We start from the raw sequence: 18330 nt of genomic DNA, 5'->3' as shown, positions 1-18330 counted from the left end.
CTCATTCCATGAATTTCTTTTATTCCAGCTTATTCTTTATGCTTGAAAGACACCCGTTGCTGCGATGCGCTGTACCGCCTCTAGCAGTCTTTCTTCACTGTTCACCAGGCTGACCCTCACATAAGAAGCTCCTGCACGACCAAACCCTTCTCCAGGGGCAACCGCAACTTGCGCCTCGTCCAATAAAAAGTTTGCAAAGGAAGCCGATGTATACCCTTCCGGCACCTTGAACCAGGCAAAAAAAGACCCTTGGGGAGCGGCAACATCCCAGCCAATATTTCGTAACGCTGCAATGAGAACATCACGTCGCCGCTCATATAACGCCGCGAGCTTCCGTACTGGCTCCTGGGTGCCCAGCAATGCGACAGCTCCCGCATCTTGTACCGCGCCAAAAACAGTACTGTAGGCATGCGTATGATAATGCTTGAGCGCACCAATAACGGACGCATTTCCAACCGCAAAGCCAAAGCGCCATCCAGCCATGTTATACGTTTTGGAAGCTGTATACGTCTCGACACCATATTCCTTGCCGCCAGGGATTTGCAATAGACTAATCGGCTTATGCCCGCCAAATCCAAGAGCACCATATGCAAAGTCATTCATAACCGGAAACTGGTGCCGAGCAGCATAATCCAGTGTCTTCGTCAGGAAATCTACGGAAGCTACCGCTCCTGTCGGATTGTTCGGATAATTAATCATGAGCAGTTTGACCTGCTTTGCGATTTCTTCAGGTACGGTTGTATAGTCCGGCAAGAATCCATGTTTCTCATCCAGAGGAATCGTATGAATACGAGCTCTTGCCAGCGCAGCAGCGGAATAATATTGGGGATATGCGGGATCGGTGGTCAACAACCAATCACCGGGATTCAGCAACGCCTGCGGAATCCCCATTACACCTATGGCTGAGCCATTGAATACAGCAACTTCCCGGTCAGGGTCCAGCTCCACTTGATACTCCCGTTGATAGAACGCAGCGACAGCCTCCAGCGTGCTTCTTTTCCCATGAAAAGGCGGGTAGCCCTGATTGATCGGTTGATCGACCGCTTCCTTCAAAGCGTTGATGATATGCGGTGGTGTTGGCTGATCTGGGTTGCCGGCTGCCAAATTAATTACATCTATTCCTTTACTTTTATACAGATTCACTTTGTCATCAATTGCGCTAAAATAGTTGTCAGGGAGAGCCTTGACGAGATCAGAGGATGAAAAAATCACGTTTATCTCCACCTTCTATCCATAAGATACAGACTAGGTAAGTCAGCCCACATAAGATAATACCTCAGTTATTTAAAATAGCTTGGCAGCTTGTAGCCTTCATACACAGGATTCGATTGGATGTACTTTTGGAATTCATCCGAATGATATCCCTCAATAATGTCTTTGACGAAGGGCTTGTCCTTATTCTTGCGGTCCACAGCTACCACATTTGTGAACGGGTCTGTCATATTTTCAAGCTTTAATGCCGAGGTCAACTTCATTCCATTCGATACAGCAAAGTTCCCTTGTATAGCCGCAAAATCAACATCCTCCAGTGCACGTGGCCCCTGTGCCGGGTCGGTAGCAACAAATTGCAGATGATGCGGATTAGAGGTGATATCGTTCACCGAAGTTTGCAATGGATCGATATTGTCCTTTAAGGTAATCCAACCTACTTCCTTCAAAATGTTCAGCGCACGCAGCATATTGACTGGCTCGTTGGGCAGGTTGATTTGGGCTCCAGCACTGATTTCGTCAAGGCTGGTATGCTTGCTGGAGTACAATCCCATTGGAGGAGTCGGAACTTGCACAGCACCAACCAGATCAATATTCTCCCGCTTATTCATTGAATCCAGATAGAGCGAGTGCTGGAACACATTGGCATCAATATCTCCATTAGCCACGGCTACATTGGGCTGAACCCCGTCTGTAAACTCTTTATATGTAATCTTATACCCCTTCTTCTCCAAATATGGAGCCACACCATTCTTAAACTGATCGCTATATGGACCGGGATTAAAGCCGATATGCAGTGTTTTCTTTTCTTCGTCCGCAGCGCTGTCCGACGTATTCTTGCTGCCACAGCCTGAAATAAAAAGCACAACTACGCCCAGCAGCAATATAAATGAAATCCATTGTTTCTTCATTTTGAGTCTCCCCCTGCTCCTTGATATGGTCTAGTTTTGGTGAGTTAAAATATTTAAAACTTTTAAAACATAGTAATTTGATATGTTTTGTAGATATTACAATGATTTTTTATTCACTGTCAACAACATTTAAATTACGTATCTTCCGCAAAACTAAAAGGGGGTCGCTTCGGGCTATCACTTCACCAATTTGTCATATAAATCCGTTTCAAATATACCCCTATAGGGTATATTTGAATATAGAATAAAATCCAAAAGGAGTTATAAATATGAAAAAACAATGGGCTTTGCTCGCTGGTACAATTATGATTATTTTGAGTGGGTGCGGGAACAGTAACACGCCAGCCCAGGAGCATACGACAAGCAGCAGTCAACAGCATGACGCATCAGATATGAACCATTCCACCTCCAGTGAGCTTCCTGCTGGACTAAAAGAAGCTGAAAACCCAGCCTTCAAAATTGGCAGCCAAGCGACCATTCAAGCCGATCATATGGCAGGCATGAAGGGCGCTACGGCCACGGTTGTAGGTGCTTATACGACTACTGCTTATACAGTCTCCTATACACCAACCACTGGAGGAGAAAAAGTGAATAATCATAAGTGGGTTATTCATGAAGAGATTAAGGATGCGGGCAGCGAGCCCTATGCAGCTGGCACAGAAGTTATTCTGGCGGCAGATCATATGAAGGGGATGGGTGGGGCTAAGGCTATCATAGATTCCGCTGAGCCAACGACCGTATATATGGTAGACTATACGCCGACTACTGGAGGAGAGCCTGTCAAAAATCATAAATGGGTGACGGAGAGTGAGCTTTCAGCCAATTAGAACTCTTTTATCATAGGTTGCTTGTGATCGCCAAAGGGAGCCGGGCAACGGCTCCCTTGTACAGCTTTATTGGGTTTGGACAAACCTAGTTGGCTTCACTTCTAGCCAATGTTCAATGTTCATATGTATCTGCTAGAGTCAGTTGATTTAACGCGGCATACGCAGAATGGCTGCCTTCAGTGCCTTGGTCCCTTCTTCGCTTTTTAAATAATCCGACGGTGTTTCGTGACCAAGTGCGGGAATTTTTCGATCCATCCAAGTCAGCAAATACTCGCCCATGTCGGGCAGCAGCACGATCTGAATTTCCTTTGGAATTTTACTTTTGGCCACCTTTGCCCTTATCACCGGATCTACCTGATCATATCGCTCCTGATAGATCTGAACCATGTTGGCCCAGCTTTCCGGCTTAAACTCTTTTAAATATGACTCTCTCATCCATGAACCCTCCTTATGATCTCAGACAACGCTTCTCATGCTGGAGCAACCATTCTTTTCTCCATAGGCCACCTGCATAGCCAGTTAGTTTCTAATTTGATCCGATAATTCGGTGACATGGAATCACAATGCTCAGCTTATTTTTGCCATTCGCACTGCCAACGGCTCGGATTGCTTTTTCGTTTCCAATAGCGAGAGCAATATCTTTATAAGCTGTCGTTGTACCGTAACCCACGGTCACCAGCGCATTCCATACTTTTTGCTGGAAGTCCGTACCTTCAAAAGCATAAGGAAACGAAAATTCAAAGCGCTCACCTTTAAAATACTCGTCAAGCTGGCTGGCGCATTCCTCTAATACTTGGATTGGAGCTTCTTCTGTAAGCATCGTTAAAGGCTCATTCCGATTAGAGAACATAATGGAATAGACAGCCTCATTGGTGCCCCGTATCTCTATCTCTCCAATCGGCGATACATAATTTAATACGTATAACTTGCTCATCAAGGATATCCACCTTCCTTTTCTAATCCTTATTCAAATTTCTATACTCACTAGGAGAACATTGGTTCAAGCTGCGAAACGACTTATAGAAATTGGAGGGACTTTGGAAGCCTGTCTCATAGCAAATTTCAAGATTCGTAAGATCTGTATTTTTAAGAAGATAAGCTGCCTTATCTACTCTTATTTTTTCCAAATACATACGCGGGGTTTCCGAGGTTTCTTGTTTAAAGATCCGATCCAAATAAAAAGTGCTTATTCCAACATGATCCGCAATATCCTGCAATACTAGTTTTTCTTTATAATGGTTGATTAAAAAAGCTATCACATTCTGGACAAGCCTGATATACGGCGAATGATCTGTATGAGGCTGGCATCTTTTGCAAGCGCGAAAACCCGCTTTTTCCACGGTGTCCACATCAAAGTAAAACTCGACATTGATTTTTTTCGGCTTTCGGGATCGACAGGAAGGTCGGCAATATATACGGGTTGTTTTCACAGCGGTAAAAAACACCCCGTCATATTTACGATCACATGCTATAATTTTCTCCCACATTTCTTCAAAAGAAAGACTAGGTTTAGCCATGATCAAAGAATCCGTCCTTTCTCTAGTTCATACTCACATAGTTCATAATTTTGCACAATTCGATTCCAGTCGCTCCGAAGTGCAATATATAGACGAACTAAACCATTTCGATCTATATATTGTTCATTGGAAGTCGCTTATGGGATTTTTGCAAAATCCTCATATAAAACTGAAGTATCTTGAAGGTTGATCAACTGTTCCGCATTCTTTTGCAAAGCAACTATTATCTTATCAGAAAACGCATTTCCAAAGCTAAACCGTTTGACTCCTAACTGCTGAAGCTGGCGGACATTCGTCAGACCTGGCAAAGATAAAACATTAAGCGGAGCATGTATATGAAATACAACCTCTCTGATCTCTTCATCACTCTTTAAACCTGGAACAAAAATTCCATCCGCACCACTATCCACATACGCTTTGGCCCTTTCTATGGTCTCCGAAAGTGGAGTCTCCATCTGCAAAAATGTATCTGTTCTTGCATTTATAAAAAACTCTTTAAAACCATGAACATCCAAGGCAGCTCTTATTTTGGACAGCAGGTCACTGTGCGCCCTCACTTCTCGAAGTCCCTTTTGCTGTTTTAATGAATCCTCAATATTAATCCCCGCCACTCCGACATCGGCTGTCCTTAATACATGCTCGACAATCGTTGCCGCATCCTCCCCATATCCTGCTTCAATATCTGCCGACACAGGAACTTGAACATGCTCTGCAATAGTGCGAATGATGCTTATATGCTGGTCAAAATCAATAAGCTCTCCATCTGCAAACCCAAGTGTATTGGCAATCCCCCAACTCGTTGTACCTATCGCCTTAAAGCCTGCCTTCTCCAGAGCCACGGCAGATAGCAAATCCCAAGCATTCCCCAAAAATAAAGGTTCCTTTGAAGTATGAAGTGCATGAAATTGCTGGATTTTGTTCATAAATATAGCCTCCTAATAGGTGATGTGTCTCATTCTATCAAGAGGCTGTATTTGTTTCGTCCTCATTCTTGCACATATGGTCTGTGAAATTGCTTTTTATGTTAACGAAGCTATTGAAAAACAGGATACTTTTTAAACCAATTCATAGACAAGACTTCCCTTCATTCCATACTATATTTAAAATTTAAATTTCATTTTAAAGAAGTATGCCATACACTTAAAATGTATTATTTCACATTATAAGTAAAATGCGATTGTTTTCATCGCCGACATGAGTGTACATTGTTGACTTGCCCATGATTTTGCTTTACTTTTAAAGTATTACTCATATTTTCCAGATCCATCATACAAAGACCGTTCCAGAAGCCCCAAACCTGCAAGCTTCTGAAACAGTCTAGTAAAATAGCGTATTTATAAACTAAAGACCGTTAGATGATCCGATAGCCGGATGGCAGTCTGCCAGTACTGCGGATATTACGGATTTGCTGCAACGTCAAACGTTGATTGGTAGAGATAATAGATTCCACATCATTCCCGCGAATCAGATCATCCAGGTCGGCGATGCTGCGATTGCCTCTATACACACGGAAGTTACCTCTAAACCGCGTGCCAGTAAAGAGTACAAGTGTAGCATTGCTGCTGGTAGAAAAGAAACGCAGACTTTCGATGCCGTCGAGAATATTATCGGTGTTGCGGATACCTAGGTTTCCTCTGAATACTCTGCTAGAACCCCGAAAATTTTCTTCATTGTAGACTGTAAGGCGTGGATACGTTTGAGATACGTATGCTTTATTAGTCATGTAAATTCCTCCTTTCAACTTTAGCATATGCTTCCCTATTCAATTGGCGCGGGCCTCACAGCATTCATCTAAAAATGGTTATGTGTTGAATAGAGTAGACGCAGACTTGAAAAAGGAACATACGTTCTGTATAATTTATCTTAGTAATTTGGAAAATCCTGAACTAACGGAGATGCAGACATGGACGATAAATTTATTGAGGAACTACGTGAAATTAGCAGGAACGACAAGCGAAGATCCGAATTTCTCATTAAAGGGATGAAGGAAACGCTTCAGGAAAGAAAAGAAAAAAACTTTATCGAAAGATGGATTTGGCGACAAAAAAATAAGAAGCTTATAGCGCGGAAGTTTAAATCCTAGTAGATATAACAACAGCTCTTCGTAGCAGTTTATTTTCATAGCATATACAAGTACATTAGATCAAACCTCATTTTTTAGGGAGGCAAAGCCATGATTGAGCAGCTTGTCCCATTCGATGATCTATTAAACCACAATCCATTTTTGATTGATGAGGTTCGATATAATTTGCTTCATCGAATATGTGAGTCAGAAGAATCAACATGCCTTAAAACGTCTGATGGAAATATGATTTTCGCTCAATCACCCGGACATAAGGCTTGGCTATGGATTTCGCAGCAAATCATCGGCAACCATAAGTTAACCTATATCGAAGAACTCTTACATTATTTAGAAGGAACCAACCTATCAGGTGTATGTGGTGATGTCGAAACAGCCGAGAATTTCGCACATGCTTACGCCGAGCGGCATACTGCTCAGGTACATACTCATATGGTTATGGAATCTTATTTCTGTCCTGAATACAACAAACCTTCCGACGTTGAGGGGATCATACGACAAGCCACTTCAGAGGACGTACAGGTAGTTGCCCAGCTTCTAGCTGGTTTTTCAAAAGATGCTTTAGACCGTTCAGTTGATCCGACTAGTCAAATTTCAGCTGCGAAGGCAGCGATTGAGACAGGGAATTTATATCTTTGGATTGTAAATAGTATGCCCGTGTCCACGGCTAACATTGCTCATCGTTCTCCAAGGCATGGCCGTATTAATGCTGTTTATACTCCCCCTACCTGGCGAAAAAAAGGTTTTGCCAGCGCAATTGTATCGGGGTTATGTTCCATTTTAAAAAATGAGCAGCTAACCCCCATGCTTTACGCAGATGTAAAAAATTCAGTTTCCAATCAAGTTTATAAAAATATCGGTTTTAAAGAAGGCGGCAAAATTACTGATATTGCGTTTGGATAGACCCTCCTGCTGTCAGAGAGCATATGATTGCTCATTCAAAACAAACAAGCCCAGCGATGCCATCTACCGCTGAGCTCATTTTTCTATAATTCTTTATTCTGTTACACCCAATTCCGTGTGAACCGAAGATCTTCGTGAAAGTAAATATACAGCTACCATGGCGATAGCGACACTAGCTGCTCCAAACCAAGGGATGGAGGCCAGCGAAACCTGACCAACAACTACACCGCCAATTCCGGCTCCGGCTGCCATAGCAAGCTGCATAGTAGACTGGTTGAGACTCAGCATCACACCGGAAGATTCCGGTACGAGAGTGACCAAGTTATATTGTTGAGTAGGTCCGGTTGTCCAGGCTGCGAACGACCATAGAATCAATAAAGCAAATACTGCCATCAAAGAATGAGCGGCAAAAGGAAGTAAGAGTAAGGAAATACCGTGCAACATCATGCCCCCTAATAATGTAAAGGGTATACCCTTTTTATCCGCACTGTATCCACCAATTTTTGACCCGATTAGACTGGCAATTCCGAAGGCGAGTAATACTGAGCTTAGCATATCCTCTCCTACACCTGATACATTCAGCAAGTACGGTGAGATGTAAGTATACGCGAGTGAATAACCTCCTAGCCAAAAAAAGGTAATGCCTAATCCCAAGGCAACTTCAGGCTTTTTCAGAAGTGCAAACTGCTGCAGTAAAGGGATCGGTTGATCTCCTTTCAAGCGAGGGATTGTCATAGCGATAACGATCAAGGCAATAATCCCCGCTAAAGCGATGCCGAGAAATACGGTTTTCCAGCCATATGCAGAAGAGATCATTCTCCCAAGCGGCACACCTATAATCAGCGAGGCTGTAAAACCCATAGTGACTGTAGCAATAGAACTGGCCTGCTTGCCAACTGGGGCTATTTTTGCAGCAATGCTCAGTGCAGTAACCACGACCATCCCCGCCCCGAGGGCCATCAGAATACGTGCGGCAATAAACATCCCAAAACCTGGCAAGACAAAGGAGAGCATATTGGCTACTGCAAATAATCCTAAGGAACTCAAGAGCAGGTTGCGTCTGTCCCATTTAGCGGTTACTGCCATCAGAATCGGCGTGCCTATCGCGTAAGCAAGAGAAAAGACGGTAATCAGCTGGCCCGCTGCGGACACCGTAATCCCCATGGTTGTCGCAATCTGATCCAAAATACCTGAGATAATGTACTCAGATGTACCTACCAAAAAACTGACAATGGCCAAAATGTACACCTTCCACGTGCTCTGCATTTTAAAAAACGCCTCTTTTCTTTTAGTATTTTTATATTTTTGTATTTTTACAAATATCGAAATTAAGACTAAAAAAAATTATGTCAACAGGAACGGGGCATATTTCTGTGCTGCTTCCACATCCAAGCTGTAATAAATAAACGTCCCCTCTTTGCGGTATGTGAGCAGTCCCGATTCTGCCATTTGCTTCAAATGGTGTGATAGCGTTGAAATCGCTACACTGTTCAGCTTCTCGCCCAGTACAGAGCAGCATTGATCACTTTCCTCTTTTAGCAGAAGTGCTATCTTGAGACGAGTCGGTTCTCCAAGTGCTTTATATATTTTTACAGCTTGCTGCATCTCTGTTGTCTCTTTCACCCTGTTCGTCTCCCTTCGGTTCCAGTCTTAATTTCGATGTTTGTCGAAATTAACTTAACACAAACATTGGTAAAAGTAAACCCGATTATGTTAAAGTCGCATCTTTTTTGGACTCTATAGTGTGAATAATGGTCTTCCTCATCTTATAATAAAAATAATCCCCCATCGGCAAAGAAGGATAGGGGACAAAACAATCTGAATGCAGAGATGGAACCACGGATTTTATTGCATGGAGTTAATTTGTGCTTGCCGTGGGTCTGACAATGATTTCATTCACATCTACATCCGCAGGCTGCTCCATGGCATACACAATGGAACGAGCAATGGCATCCGGCGAAATCGAAATACGGCGGTATTCTTTCATTCCCTGCCGAGCCTCTTCATCTGAAATACTGTCGGCAAGCTCGGATTCGGTTACTCCCGGTGATACCAGCGTTACACGAATATCCCCACCAACCTCCATACGCAACCCCTCAGAAATCGCCCGGACTGCATACTTCGTTGCGCAGTATACTGCTGCAGTCGGCGTTACACTATACGCGCCAATAGAAGCAATATTGATAAACTGACCAAATCCTTGTTTTTTCATGATGGGAAGCCCTGCCGCGATCCCATGCAGAACGCCTCGTATATTAACATCAATCATGCGGTCCCATTCTTCTACTTTCAGGGCTTCCAATTTTGAAAGAGGCATCACTCCTGCATTGTTCACAATGACATCCACACGTCCAAACCGTTTTTCAGCGTACTTAATGAACGCTTCCATCTGCTCCCTTTGGGTCACATCCAGTTGCATATAATCAGCCGATCCCCCTTTTGAACGAATTTCGGAGGTAAGAGCCTCCAGTCGTTCTGTGCGTCTGGCTCCTAATACAACATGAGCCCCATGTTGAGCAAGTAAACGAGCAGTTGCTTCACCGATTCCACTGCTTGCTCCTGTAATAGCTGCAACTTTCCCTTTAATATCTAACATGCTTATTCCTCCTTTAGTTAAGAAATTATTGAAGTAGATGCTTTCCCTTTTCACATGTTTATTGAGCATTGTTTCTACATCTTTATTATGAGACGATGGTGATTGGAGATGGTAGAAGAATCAGAGCAAGTTATTGCCTAATCCTCCAAAGACACTTAATATGAATTCAAATCCATATCGAAAAACAAAGCGCATCTCAAAGTAAATTTGTCCACTGAAGAGTGAAGATTACTACGGTGTAAAAAAGGGAGGGGCATAGTGAAAGCAACCGAAATTGAGAGTTCTACCACGGAAAAGCAAGCCGAATTGACCAGTCTCATAGAACAATTTACAAGTCACGACGGAGTTCACGCTACAGATATCCCTTCACTTCACTTCGTCCGAAGTTCGAATACCACCGTTCCGATTTATCAGGTCCATGAACCCGCCTTATGCATTGTGGCTCAGGGGAAAAAAGTCGTGATACTCGCAGATGAAAGTTATTATTATGGCACATCCGACTACCTTGTGGTTTCGGTAGATTTACCAATTTCCGGGCAGGTGATACAAGCCTCAGCAGAAGCCCCGTATTTGTGCTTCCGGCTCAATTTTGATCCGTATCAGGTTTTGGATCTCATCAAGGAGTCTACTTTTCCTACTACCTCAATACCTGATTCCAGGCGAGGCTTGTATGTAAGTCAAACCAACTCCCTACTGTTGGATGCCGTGGTAAGGCTCGTACGTCTTTTGGAAAGACCGCAGGATATTCCGGTGTTGGCTCCATTAGTTATACGTGAGATATTGTATAGGATTTTACAGGGGAAGCAGGGAGAGTCCTTAAAACAACTGGTCATGACTGGTAGCCATTCAAACCGGATCGCAGAAGTCATAAAGCGAATTAAACAAGATTATGATAAGCCGTTGCGAATTGATGAATTGTCCCAACTGGCTAATATGAGTCCTTCGTCGCTACATCGTCATTTTAAAGAGGTTACAGCTATGAGCCCAATGCAATATCAAAAACAATTACGTCTGCAAGAAGCCCGTCGCCTGTTGTTATCTGAATCAGCAGATGCGGCAGATGTCGGTTTTCAGGTAGGCTACGAGAGTCCCTCTCAATTCAGTCGTGAATACGCTCGTTTGTTCGGCCTCCCTCCAATTCGTGATATCAAGCGCTTGCGTGTAGATCAGGATTACCTCCAATCATAATCGCAGGGATGTACAAACAGCACAAAAAAGCTGCCTCGGGTAGAGAAGCAGCTTTTCATTTTATATACTTCGAGGCAAAGCTCATCACTCATTCAGCATCAGTACGGATTATCCAGCTTGGCGAACAGAGCACGAATAACATCCTTCTCTGCCGTAGTAAGCTGTTGTCCTGCCTGCCATTGTTTAATCTCTTTCTTGACTTCCTTCGGGTCTCTATAGCTGAGAGCATACCCGATGCCCCCTATACCTTGTACGCGGTTGGTTTTGTCCATATTTGCCAATGCTCGGATCATCGTAGTTTTGTCCCTTGTAAACAAATCTTCCATAAGATTATCGTATTCTTCAGTTAGCGCTCCATCCAAGCCAGCAGTGCCCTTGATCACATTCGGGAAACTTTCCGAAGGAACCAAAGCGCGCTGTTTATAGAGATAATCAATGATTTCCATGCTTTGATGTTCACTAATTTCGTTCATCTTCCCCCAATGGATACCTGCCAAATGGTCCGTAATATGACGTACTTTTGCTTCATCACTGAGGGATGAATCCTTATAAAAGGACAGTACAAGTTCCTCTTTACTTTGCTGGGTATGCTGCGTACTGGTTGCACTGGCCGCACTTTGCTTGGGCTCCTCATTGCTTGCTCCAGACGGCGACGCAGGGTCAGCATGGGGAGTACATCCTAGGATTACAGCCAGCAATAATGTAGTACAAGCTCCAGAAACGAACACGCTACCTTTTGACATGAATCCACTCTCCTATCCATATCTATTACGCCTGCAGCCATTCATCCATGGTTATAACGGAATAGGGTTCAGAGCTAGACTTACTTTACTCGTCATGCCCAACCGTAGGCTTACGGATCACGGAGACGCTGGATTCCCTGACAATCAAACGAGGCTCAAACTGTATACGCTCATAATCCCCCACGGTCTGTTCCTGAATTCGCTTAAGCAGCAGTTCCGCAGCCAGGCGTGCCACCTCTTCCCCCATGATAGAAACTGAGCTGATCTGCGGGGTCGTTACCGTAGCCCACAAATTGTTATCAATACCGACCACTGCAACCTCTTGCGGTACTTTTACACCCAAATCCTTAAAGCGGTTTACGATTCCTATGGCCACCATATCATTAACTGCATAAATCGCATCCGGCATATTTTTCAAGCTGTAAAAATAATCGGCTGCCCGTAGCCCGGTCTCGAAGGAAAAGTCATCGCCAAAATACACCAGTGAAGGGTCCACATGCTGGAGAGACTGCTCATAAGCGAAGTATCTCTCCTCGATTTTGTCCTTCGCTGCACCTGCATAAGCAATTCTCGTTCTTCCGATTTTAAGCAAATGCTCCATCACAAGTCTTCCCTCTTGCCGGGCCAGACTGACGATATCCGCTTTGACGTCTTCACCCAGCTTCTTGCCATAGTTAATAATAGACACAGGAACGTTCGCTTTGTTAATCAGATCAACCAACATTTTGGGATACGCCAGCGGCATAATGATGAGCCCGTCTACATGCAGCTTCTTAACCTCACGCACCGTTTCAAGCTCCATCCTGGCATTCCCGGCCGTATTGATCTGCACGACACGATAACCGTGCTGCTTGGCAGCCTGTTCTACGGACCAAGCAATCTCTGGAATGATTGCGTTCCGGATATCTGGTACAGCCAGCGCAATTTGGCGTGTCTGCCGCACCTTTAGACTCTGAGCTGAAGTGTTAGGCGTAAAGCCCATTTCTTCAATCACTTGCAAAATAAATGCCTTCGTCTTGGGGCTGATACCCTCGCTATCGTTAATAGCCCTGGAGACAGTCGCAATACCGACCCCTGCCCGCTTGGCTACATCCTCTATGGTTACTTTCTTTTGCTCTGACACACCCAAAATCCTTTCACGCTCGGAATCGTTTTCTCTCTATGCACATAAACTCTCTAATATAGATATTATACCACAGAATGAGTCTCTAAAAATTGAATTCGTTTTCTTCTAGTCTCTTCCTCACCTGAATAATTCATAAAAACTCTTTTGTACAGAGCAACAAGTCAAATATAGCGCCATAGTCACAAGTGATTATATTCACAAAAAAATCAAGTGCTTTTTGCATTAATTTGGTTTGACAATGTGTAAAAATTGTGACATATTATTTTTCGGAAACGTTTCCTTATTCATTCACTTTTATAGCAGCAATGATCATATATTCATCAAGGAGATGACAAGACATGCAAGCATTGAGATGGCATGGAGTAAAAGATTTACGTTTGGAAAACATTGAGCAACCCGCTGCCCTTCCAGGAAAAGTAAAAATCAAAGTAGAATGGTGTGGCATTTGCGGAAGCGATCTTCACGAATATGTAGCAGGACCGATCTTCATTCCTGAAAACGCTCAGCATCCACTGACCGGCGAAAAAGCTCCGATTGTGATGGGACATGAATTTTCTGGACAAGTCGTTGAAATCGGTGAAGGTGTAACTAAAATTCAGGTTGGCGACCGTGTAGTCGTAGAACCGGTTTTTGCATGTGGAGAATGTGATGCATGTAGACAAGGCAAATATAACCTTTGCGATAAAATGGGCTTCCTCGGTTTGGCAGGCGGCGGCGGTGGATTTTCTGAATATGTCGCAGCTGACGAGCACATGGTTCACAAAATTCCAGAAAGCGTATCTTTCGAGCAAGGCGCTTTGGTAGAGCCTTCGGCCGTTGCTTTGTATGCTGTACGTCAAAGCCAACTGAAAGTCGGCGACAAAGCTGTCGTGTTTGGCGCTGGTCCTATCGGATTGCTGGTTATTGAAGCGTTGAAAGCTTCGGGCGCATCTGAGATTTATGCAGTAGAGCTTTCCGAGGAGCGTAAAGCTAAAGCTGAAGAGCTGGGTGCTATTGTGCTTGATCCTAAAACTTATGATGTTGTGGAAGAGCTGCACAAACGGACTAACGGTGGCGTAGATGTAGCCTATGAAGTCACTGGAGTACCTCCTGTGCTGACTCAAGCTATTGAATCCACTAAAATTAGCGGACAAATCATGATCGTCAGCATTTTTGAAAAAGAAGCTCCGATTAAACCGAACAATATCGTTATGAAGGAACGCAATCTGACTGGTATTATCGGCTACCGCGATGTATTCCCGGCTGTCATCAGCTTGATGGAAAAAGGGTATTTCCCTGCTGACAAGCTTGTGACCAAACGTATTAAGCTCGAAGAAGTAATCGAGCAAGGTTTTGAAGGTCTCCTGAAAGAAAAAAATCAGGTTAAAATCCTGGTATCTCCGAAAGCCTAATATCGAAAAAACAGATGTCTGCCCTGTGCAGGCATCTTTTATTATAAAACCAGGTTGCACGGCAAGCGTCCATGTAAATGAAAAGACAAAACAGCGCTCTCCTACTATGGTCTCTGCCGTGAAGTAAGAATAGCGCTGTTTTATTATAATCTAGATGATTGAGTTACATTATTTCATTACATTTTTCAGAACATCATCAATCATTTGACTGTTTGCAATTGTACCTGTATACAGCCAGCTGGAATCCTTGCCAAAGTCGTATACATGGCCTTCTTTGACTGCCGGAATTCCTGCCCAGACTGGATCTTTAATAATCTCATCCTTGCTCACATTTTTGCTGTTCACGATAAAGATATAATCAGCGTTCAGCTCAGCCAATTTTTCCAGCGATAAGTTGCTCCAGTTCGCCTTGGCTGTTTTGGAAATTTCCTGTACGACCTGTGGAATCTTGAATCCCAAATCCTTGTACAATACATCACCGCTGGATAAATTCTGGTTCACCACATATACGTTTTTATCCGTTACCCACAATGCCGCAGCCGTTTTTTGTCCTACCGTCTGACTGAGCTTGGCTTTCGCCTCTGCTGCTTTTTTGTCGTAATTGCTTAATGCCTGCTTCGCTTCACTGCTCTTATTCAGCACCTCACCCACGGTCAGCAGCTCTTGGCGCCAATCATTATTCATATTACTGCCCACAACGTAGGTTGGAGCAATTTTGGAGTATTGATCATATTTGTCGCCTTCCACCATGCTAGCACTGTCCATAATGATCAAGTCAGGCTTGAAGTTCAGAACCGCCTCGAACGGAAGATCTGAAGCGATGGCAGGAACATCTTTCAGTTCTTTTTGCAGGTAAGCTTGAACTGAATTTTTACCCACCGACCATTGGGCTACCGGTTTAACACCCAACGCCACCAGATGATCCTCCAGATAAGAAGCGAGCACACGCTGAGGCTGAGCCGGAACCTTCACCTCATGCCCAAGTGCGTCCTTCAGTACCCTTTCCTGTGATGCTGGTTCTGCTGATGTATTATTGTTCCCTTGCGCAGCGCCATCGGTTGCCGCAGGACTGGATGCGCCTGAGCACGCGCTCAGCAGCAAGGTAAAACTAAGCAATACAATAAATGCCATGGAATGCTTTGTGTTTCTATTCATTTGTAAAATCCCTTCGTCATGGTTTTGATAATGATTATTATCCTCAATACCAGTATGCAGGGCACCACCTGTTGAATCAATGGAACATTCAGACAGGCTTGATGGATTATCCAGACGCATATCACTAACAAAAGCAGATGAATATAAGCTGTCCCGATAATGAACCGGGGATACGCCAGTATATTTTTTGAATGCCCGGCTAAAGAAATAGACATCTGAATACCCCACACTCACAGCAATATCCTGCAAAGTGGCATCCGTCTTCCGTAAAAGCTCCTTCGCCTTGTCCATCCGTAATTGAATCAAGTACGTAATCGGGCTACTATCCGTTTGTTTTTTAAATAACCGGGTCAGGTGTCGCGGACTACATTCCAATAAGCCGGCCAGACGTTCCAGCGTGATGGACTCCGCATAATGAGCCTGCATAAATCGAATTGCCTGTGCCACGACATCCCGCGTGGAGGTCCGAGCCTGCGGTTCCTGCGATTGGCGCATACATTCATATGCAAAATCATAGAATCGACCCTGCGCCTGAACTTTGGATAACGCCTCTTGATCCTGCCATGTGTTCGCCAGTAGCTGCAGCTTTTGATATAGTATAGCCGGATAGGGCGGTATGAAACCATAAGCTGCCGAAGGTTGATGATAAACTGTGCGTCCTGATAAAGAAGTTGCTTTATATAGTACAAGAATATATTCGATCCCGCATGATGAAGGCTTGATATTCAGGTCAAAACCTTTGCTGACATGCAGTACATAGCCTGAGTGGGATGCATCTTTCCAATCATCAGCCAAGCGCACGCTACCCTGTAGCATAAACACAAAGGCATGCGCTGGGAGACGATATAATTGAACCAGCTCTTCCGCTTCCAATCGAATGTGCCGGACATCCATGACACGGATCGACGAATGAAGCCATACGGACAGCAGCTTGTTCAGTTCATCAGCTTCATGCCCCTTGCTCATCCCGGATTGAGAACCTGTCTGCTTTTGCCGATCCTGCTTCACGTATCAAAGCCTCCGCTTCATAAATTCATACTTTTTTCCAAACCAACCTCATTATATATCATCCTTTACTTTGGCTACCATGAAACAATTATTCCCGCGCGAAACAAGGTGAATATAACATAAAGACAGAATGATATCGATATTACAACAATCGTCAACAATATCATTCTGCCTCTGTTTCTACATTTTTTCCTCTATCTATTTTAATCTCCCTACCAGATCCTATTTCTTTCATTTCCTAATTGGATATTTTCATGTAGTATAAGTCTAATTGAAGTAACCCTGCTTGGGCTATGCTGAAGCTGTACACTATGATGAAGGAGGATTTCATATTGAAATCAAATGAAGCAACTTTACACAAAAAGCTTCGACCACGGCATATTACCTTTATGGCTATGGGTGGAGTCATCGGGACGGGTATTTTTAAGGGTAGCACCGAAACGATTAGCTTGGCAGGACCTGGAGTTATTTTATCCTATGTCTTCGCAGGACTGCTGCTCTTGGTCGTTATGGGTGCGATTGCCGAGATGGCTACCGTCTACCCCAACATGAATATGAAGGATTTTATTCGCAAGGCTTTTGGAGAACGACTTTCTTTTATTATCGGCTGGTTGTATTGCTTCATGTGGCTGGCTGTCTGTGTCATTGAGGTCATTGCCGCGGGAAGCTTCCTGCAATATTGGCTGCCAGATGTCCCTCTATGGCTCCTCAGTTTAGCGAGTGCGGCTTTCATTATTGTCGTCAACATGCTGAGTGTCGGCGGTTTAGGGGAGCTGGAATTTTGGCTGGCAGGCATTAAAATTGCCATGATTATTATCTTCATTGCCTTGGGTGGCTGTATACTGTTTGGGATTATCCCCACTGAAACTCCACCTTATTTAAGCAACTACGCTCAGCACGGCGGGTTTTTCCCCAATGGCTGGCTGGCAATCTTTTCGGCATTGCTGGTCGTTACCTTTTCTTACGGAGGGTCTGAGCTGATCGGATTGACGTTGACGGAGACTGAAAATCCAGAAAAGGTACTGCCTAAAGTGGTTAAAAGCTTTATTCTTCGCGTTGTTTTGTTCTATACGCTGCCTATTCTCATTATTTGTGGCTTGATTCCCTGGAACCAACTGGATGCAAGTACCAGCCCGTTTGTACAGGTATTGTCTTCTGTAGGGCTTCAAGGCTCAGCTCATGTCATGAACTTTATTCTGATCACTGCTGTACTGTCAGCCGCCAATTCGGGAATTTACGGGGCTACACGCATGCTCCATTCGCTGGCGATTAATGGAGAAGGTCCCAAGTCACTCGCTCGCCTGTCTTCAAATGGAGTTCCGGTGAACAGTCTCAAACTGTGCGCGGTCATCCTGATTGTTGGCTCCATGGTCGCATACGTCGCTCAGGACGGGCTGTTCCGTATTTTAATGGCTGTACCTGGCTTTGTCGTGCTGCTCGTCTGGAGCTGCATCTGCCTGTCCCAATTGAAACTGCGCAAATCTTATCCAGTGGAGCCTACCTTCAAGATATGGGGATTTCCTTATGTGACGGCGGTTACGGTCGGATGCCTATGGGTCATTGCCTTCCTGTTCTTGATTGACCCGCAAAATCGGATTAGCATCAGCGTATGCGTGGCTTTCATGGCATTTTTGGTCATCTGGTCTTTGGTGAAGTTCCGGAGAAAGCAGGCTTAA

18 protein-coding genes and 1 pseudogene are annotated in these 18330 nt (G+C 44.2%); 6 read left to right on the top strand and 13 right to left on the bottom strand.

Annotated elements, in window-relative coordinates; translation table 11 throughout:
• Positions 1-36: 36 nt before the first annotated feature.
• Both ACXHJ1_RS14320 and ACXHJ1_RS14315 read right to left on the bottom strand, forming a co-directional pair.
• Positions 37-1212, bottom strand: coding sequence for an aminotransferase class I/II-fold pyridoxal phosphate-dependent enzyme (locus ACXHJ1_RS14320; protein ID WP_044787729.1), 1176 nt, complete (start codon positions 1210-1212; stop codon positions 37-39).
• 68 nt (positions 1213-1280) lie between these two features.
• Positions 1281-2120, bottom strand: coding sequence for a MetQ/NlpA family ABC transporter substrate-binding protein (locus tag ACXHJ1_RS14315; protein WP_044787731.1), 840 nt, complete (start codon positions 2118-2120; stop codon positions 1281-1283).
• 269 nt (positions 2121-2389) lie between these two features.
• On the opposite strand from ACXHJ1_RS14315, the gene ACXHJ1_RS14310 reads away from it, so the two are divergent.
• On the top strand, positions 2390-2947 hold the full coding sequence (locus ACXHJ1_RS14310; protein WP_044787733.1) for a YdhK family protein: 558 nt from the start codon (positions 2390-2392) through the stop codon (positions 2945-2947).
• 147 nt (positions 2948-3094) lie between these two features.
• On the opposite strand, the gene ACXHJ1_RS14305 is transcribed toward ACXHJ1_RS14310, so the two are convergent.
• The 5 genes and pseudogenes from ACXHJ1_RS14305 to ACXHJ1_RS14285 all read right to left on the bottom strand — a co-directional run bounded on the left by ACXHJ1_RS14305 (position 3095) and on the right by ACXHJ1_RS14285 (position 6187).
• The gene (locus ACXHJ1_RS14305; RefSeq protein WP_044787734.1) at positions 3095-3382 is read right to left on the bottom strand and encodes an antitoxin Xre/MbcA/ParS toxin-binding domain-containing protein; all 288 of its coding nucleotides are present in this window, start codon (positions 3380-3382) and stop codon (positions 3095-3097) included.
• A gap of 13 nt (positions 3383-3395) precedes the next feature.
• Positions 3396-3881 (bottom strand): annotated as a pseudogene (locus ACXHJ1_RS14300) (methylated-DNA--[protein]-cysteine S-methyltransferase).
• Positions 3882-3903: 22 nt separating this feature from the next.
• On the bottom strand, positions 3904-4464 hold the full coding sequence (locus ACXHJ1_RS14295; protein WP_044787754.1) for a bifunctional transcriptional activator/DNA repair enzyme AdaA: 561 nt from the start codon (positions 4462-4464) through the stop codon (positions 3904-3906).
• Between the two features lie 137 nt (positions 4465-4601).
• Positions 4602-5387, bottom strand: coding sequence for an isocitrate lyase/PEP mutase family protein (locus ACXHJ1_RS14290; RefSeq protein ID WP_044787737.1), 786 nt, complete (start codon positions 5385-5387; stop codon positions 4602-4604).
• A 428-nt stretch (positions 5388-5815) separates the two neighbouring features.
• The gene (locus tag ACXHJ1_RS14285; protein ID WP_016821817.1) at positions 5816-6187 is read right to left on the bottom strand and encodes a hypothetical protein; all 372 of its coding nucleotides are present in this window, start codon (positions 6185-6187) and stop codon (positions 5816-5818) included.
• Between the two features lie 180 nt (positions 6188-6367).
• On the opposite strand from ACXHJ1_RS14285, the gene ACXHJ1_RS14280 reads away from it, so the two are divergent.
• Together ACXHJ1_RS14280 and ACXHJ1_RS14275 are read left to right on the top strand one after the other, a co-directional pair.
• Positions 6368-6547, top strand: a complete 180-nt coding sequence (locus ACXHJ1_RS14280) for a hypothetical protein (RefSeq protein WP_013311365.1) — start codon at positions 6368-6370, stop codon at positions 6545-6547.
• Between the two features lie 90 nt (positions 6548-6637).
• Positions 6638-7447, top strand: coding sequence for a GNAT family N-acetyltransferase (locus ACXHJ1_RS14275; protein ID WP_457904812.1), 810 nt, complete (start codon positions 6638-6640; stop codon positions 7445-7447).
• 93 nt (positions 7448-7540) lie between these two features.
• On the opposite strand, the gene ACXHJ1_RS14270 is transcribed toward ACXHJ1_RS14275, so the two are convergent.
• The 3 genes from ACXHJ1_RS14270 to ACXHJ1_RS14260 all read right to left on the bottom strand — a co-directional run bounded on the left by ACXHJ1_RS14270 (position 7541) and on the right by ACXHJ1_RS14260 (position 10043).
• On the bottom strand, positions 7541-8713 hold the full coding sequence (locus ACXHJ1_RS14270; protein ID WP_044787740.1) for an MFS transporter: 1173 nt from the start codon (positions 8711-8713) through the stop codon (positions 7541-7543).
• Between the two features lie 78 nt (positions 8714-8791).
• Positions 8792-9070, bottom strand: a complete 279-nt coding sequence (locus ACXHJ1_RS14265) for an ArsR/SmtB family transcription factor (RefSeq protein ID WP_016821820.1) — start codon at positions 9068-9070, stop codon at positions 8792-8794.
• A gap of 235 nt (positions 9071-9305) precedes the next feature.
• Entirely contained in the window at positions 9306-10043 is a 738-nt protein-coding gene (locus tag ACXHJ1_RS14260) for an SDR family oxidoreductase (protein WP_016821821.1), read from the bottom strand.
• 258 nt (positions 10044-10301) lie between these two features.
• On the opposite strand from ACXHJ1_RS14260, the gene ACXHJ1_RS14255 reads away from it, so the two are divergent.
• A complete protein-coding gene (locus ACXHJ1_RS14255; protein WP_044787741.1) occupies positions 10302-11231 on the top strand; it encodes an AraC family transcriptional regulator in 930 nt (309 codons plus the stop codon).
• A gap of 98 nt (positions 11232-11329) precedes the next feature.
• Here ACXHJ1_RS14255 and ACXHJ1_RS14250 read toward each other — a convergent pair whose 3' ends face one another.
• Positions 11330-11974, bottom strand: coding sequence for a hypothetical protein (locus ACXHJ1_RS14250; protein ID WP_457904811.1), 645 nt, complete (start codon positions 11972-11974; stop codon positions 11330-11332).
• Between the two features lie 85 nt (positions 11975-12059).
• Positions 12060-13097, bottom strand: a complete 1038-nt coding sequence (locus ACXHJ1_RS14245; protein WP_016821824.1) for a LacI family DNA-binding transcriptional regulator — start codon at positions 13095-13097, stop codon at positions 12060-12062.
• 341 nt (positions 13098-13438) lie between these two features.
• Here ACXHJ1_RS14245 and ACXHJ1_RS14240 point away from each other — a divergent pair, with 341 nt between their 5' ends.
• Positions 13439-14491: a 2,3-butanediol dehydrogenase gene (locus ACXHJ1_RS14240; RefSeq protein ID WP_016821825.1), complete on the top strand. Its 1053-nt coding sequence runs from the start codon at positions 13439-13441 to the stop codon at positions 14489-14491.
• Positions 14492-14659: 168 nt separating this feature from the next.
• Here the strand turns inward: ACXHJ1_RS14240 and ACXHJ1_RS14235 are convergent, their stop codons facing one another.
• On the bottom strand, positions 14660-16654 hold the full coding sequence (locus ACXHJ1_RS14235) for an ABC transporter substrate-binding protein (protein ID WP_457904810.1): 1995 nt from the start codon (positions 16652-16654) through the stop codon (positions 14660-14662).
• A gap of 332 nt (positions 16655-16986) precedes the next feature.
• Here ACXHJ1_RS14235 and ACXHJ1_RS14230 point away from each other — a divergent pair, with 332 nt between their 5' ends.
• Complete coding sequence (locus tag ACXHJ1_RS14230) at positions 16987-18330, top strand: amino acid permease (protein WP_016821827.1); 1344 nt, start codon at positions 16987-16989, stop codon at positions 18328-18330.

It is taken from the genome of Paenibacillus sp. ALE2, from assembly GCF_054113385.1.
The sequence above is the reverse complement of the archived record's forward strand: the minus strand, read 5'-3'. Positions and strand labels throughout refer to the sequence as shown.

Coding starts and splice junctions, on each gene's coding strand:
- ACXHJ1_RS14295 (WP_044787754.1), bottom strand. CDS start 4,464: ATGGCTAAACCTAGTCTTTCTTTTGAAGAAATGTGGGAGAAAATTATA.
- ACXHJ1_RS14315 (WP_044787731.1), bottom strand. CDS start 2,120: ATGAAGAAACAATGGATTTCATTTATATTGCTGCTGGGCGTAGTTGTG.
- ACXHJ1_RS14310 (WP_044787733.1), top strand. CDS start 2,390: ATGAAAAAACAATGGGCTTTGCTCGCTGGTACAATTATGATTATTTTG.
- ACXHJ1_RS14305 (WP_044787734.1), bottom strand. CDS start 3,382: ATGAGAGAGTCATATTTAAAAGAGTTTAAGCCGGAAAGCTGGGCCAAC.
- ACXHJ1_RS14240 (WP_016821825.1), top strand. CDS start 13,439: ATGCAAGCATTGAGATGGCATGGAGTAAAAGATTTACGTTTGGAAAAC.
- ACXHJ1_RS14290 (WP_044787737.1), bottom strand. CDS start 5,387: ATGAACAAAATCCAGCAATTTCATGCACTTCATACTTCAAAGGAACCT.
- ACXHJ1_RS14270 (WP_044787740.1), bottom strand. CDS start 8,713: ATGCAGAGCACGTGGAAGGTGTACATTTTGGCCATTGTCAGTTTTTTG.
- ACXHJ1_RS14280 (WP_013311365.1), top strand. CDS start 6,368: ATGGACGATAAATTTATTGAGGAACTACGTGAAATTAGCAGGAACGAC.
- ACXHJ1_RS14285 (WP_016821817.1), bottom strand. CDS start 6,187: ATGACTAATAAAGCATACGTATCTCAAACGTATCCACGCCTTACAGTC.
- ACXHJ1_RS14275 (WP_457904812.1), top strand. CDS start 6,638: ATGATTGAGCAGCTTGTCCCATTCGATGATCTATTAAACCACAATCCA.
- ACXHJ1_RS14260 (WP_016821821.1), bottom strand. CDS start 10,043: ATGTTAGATATTAAAGGGAAAGTTGCAGCTATTACAGGAGCAAGCAGT.
- ACXHJ1_RS14250 (WP_457904811.1), bottom strand. CDS start 11,974: ATGTCAAAAGGTAGCGTGTTCGTTTCTGGAGCTTGTACTACATTATTG.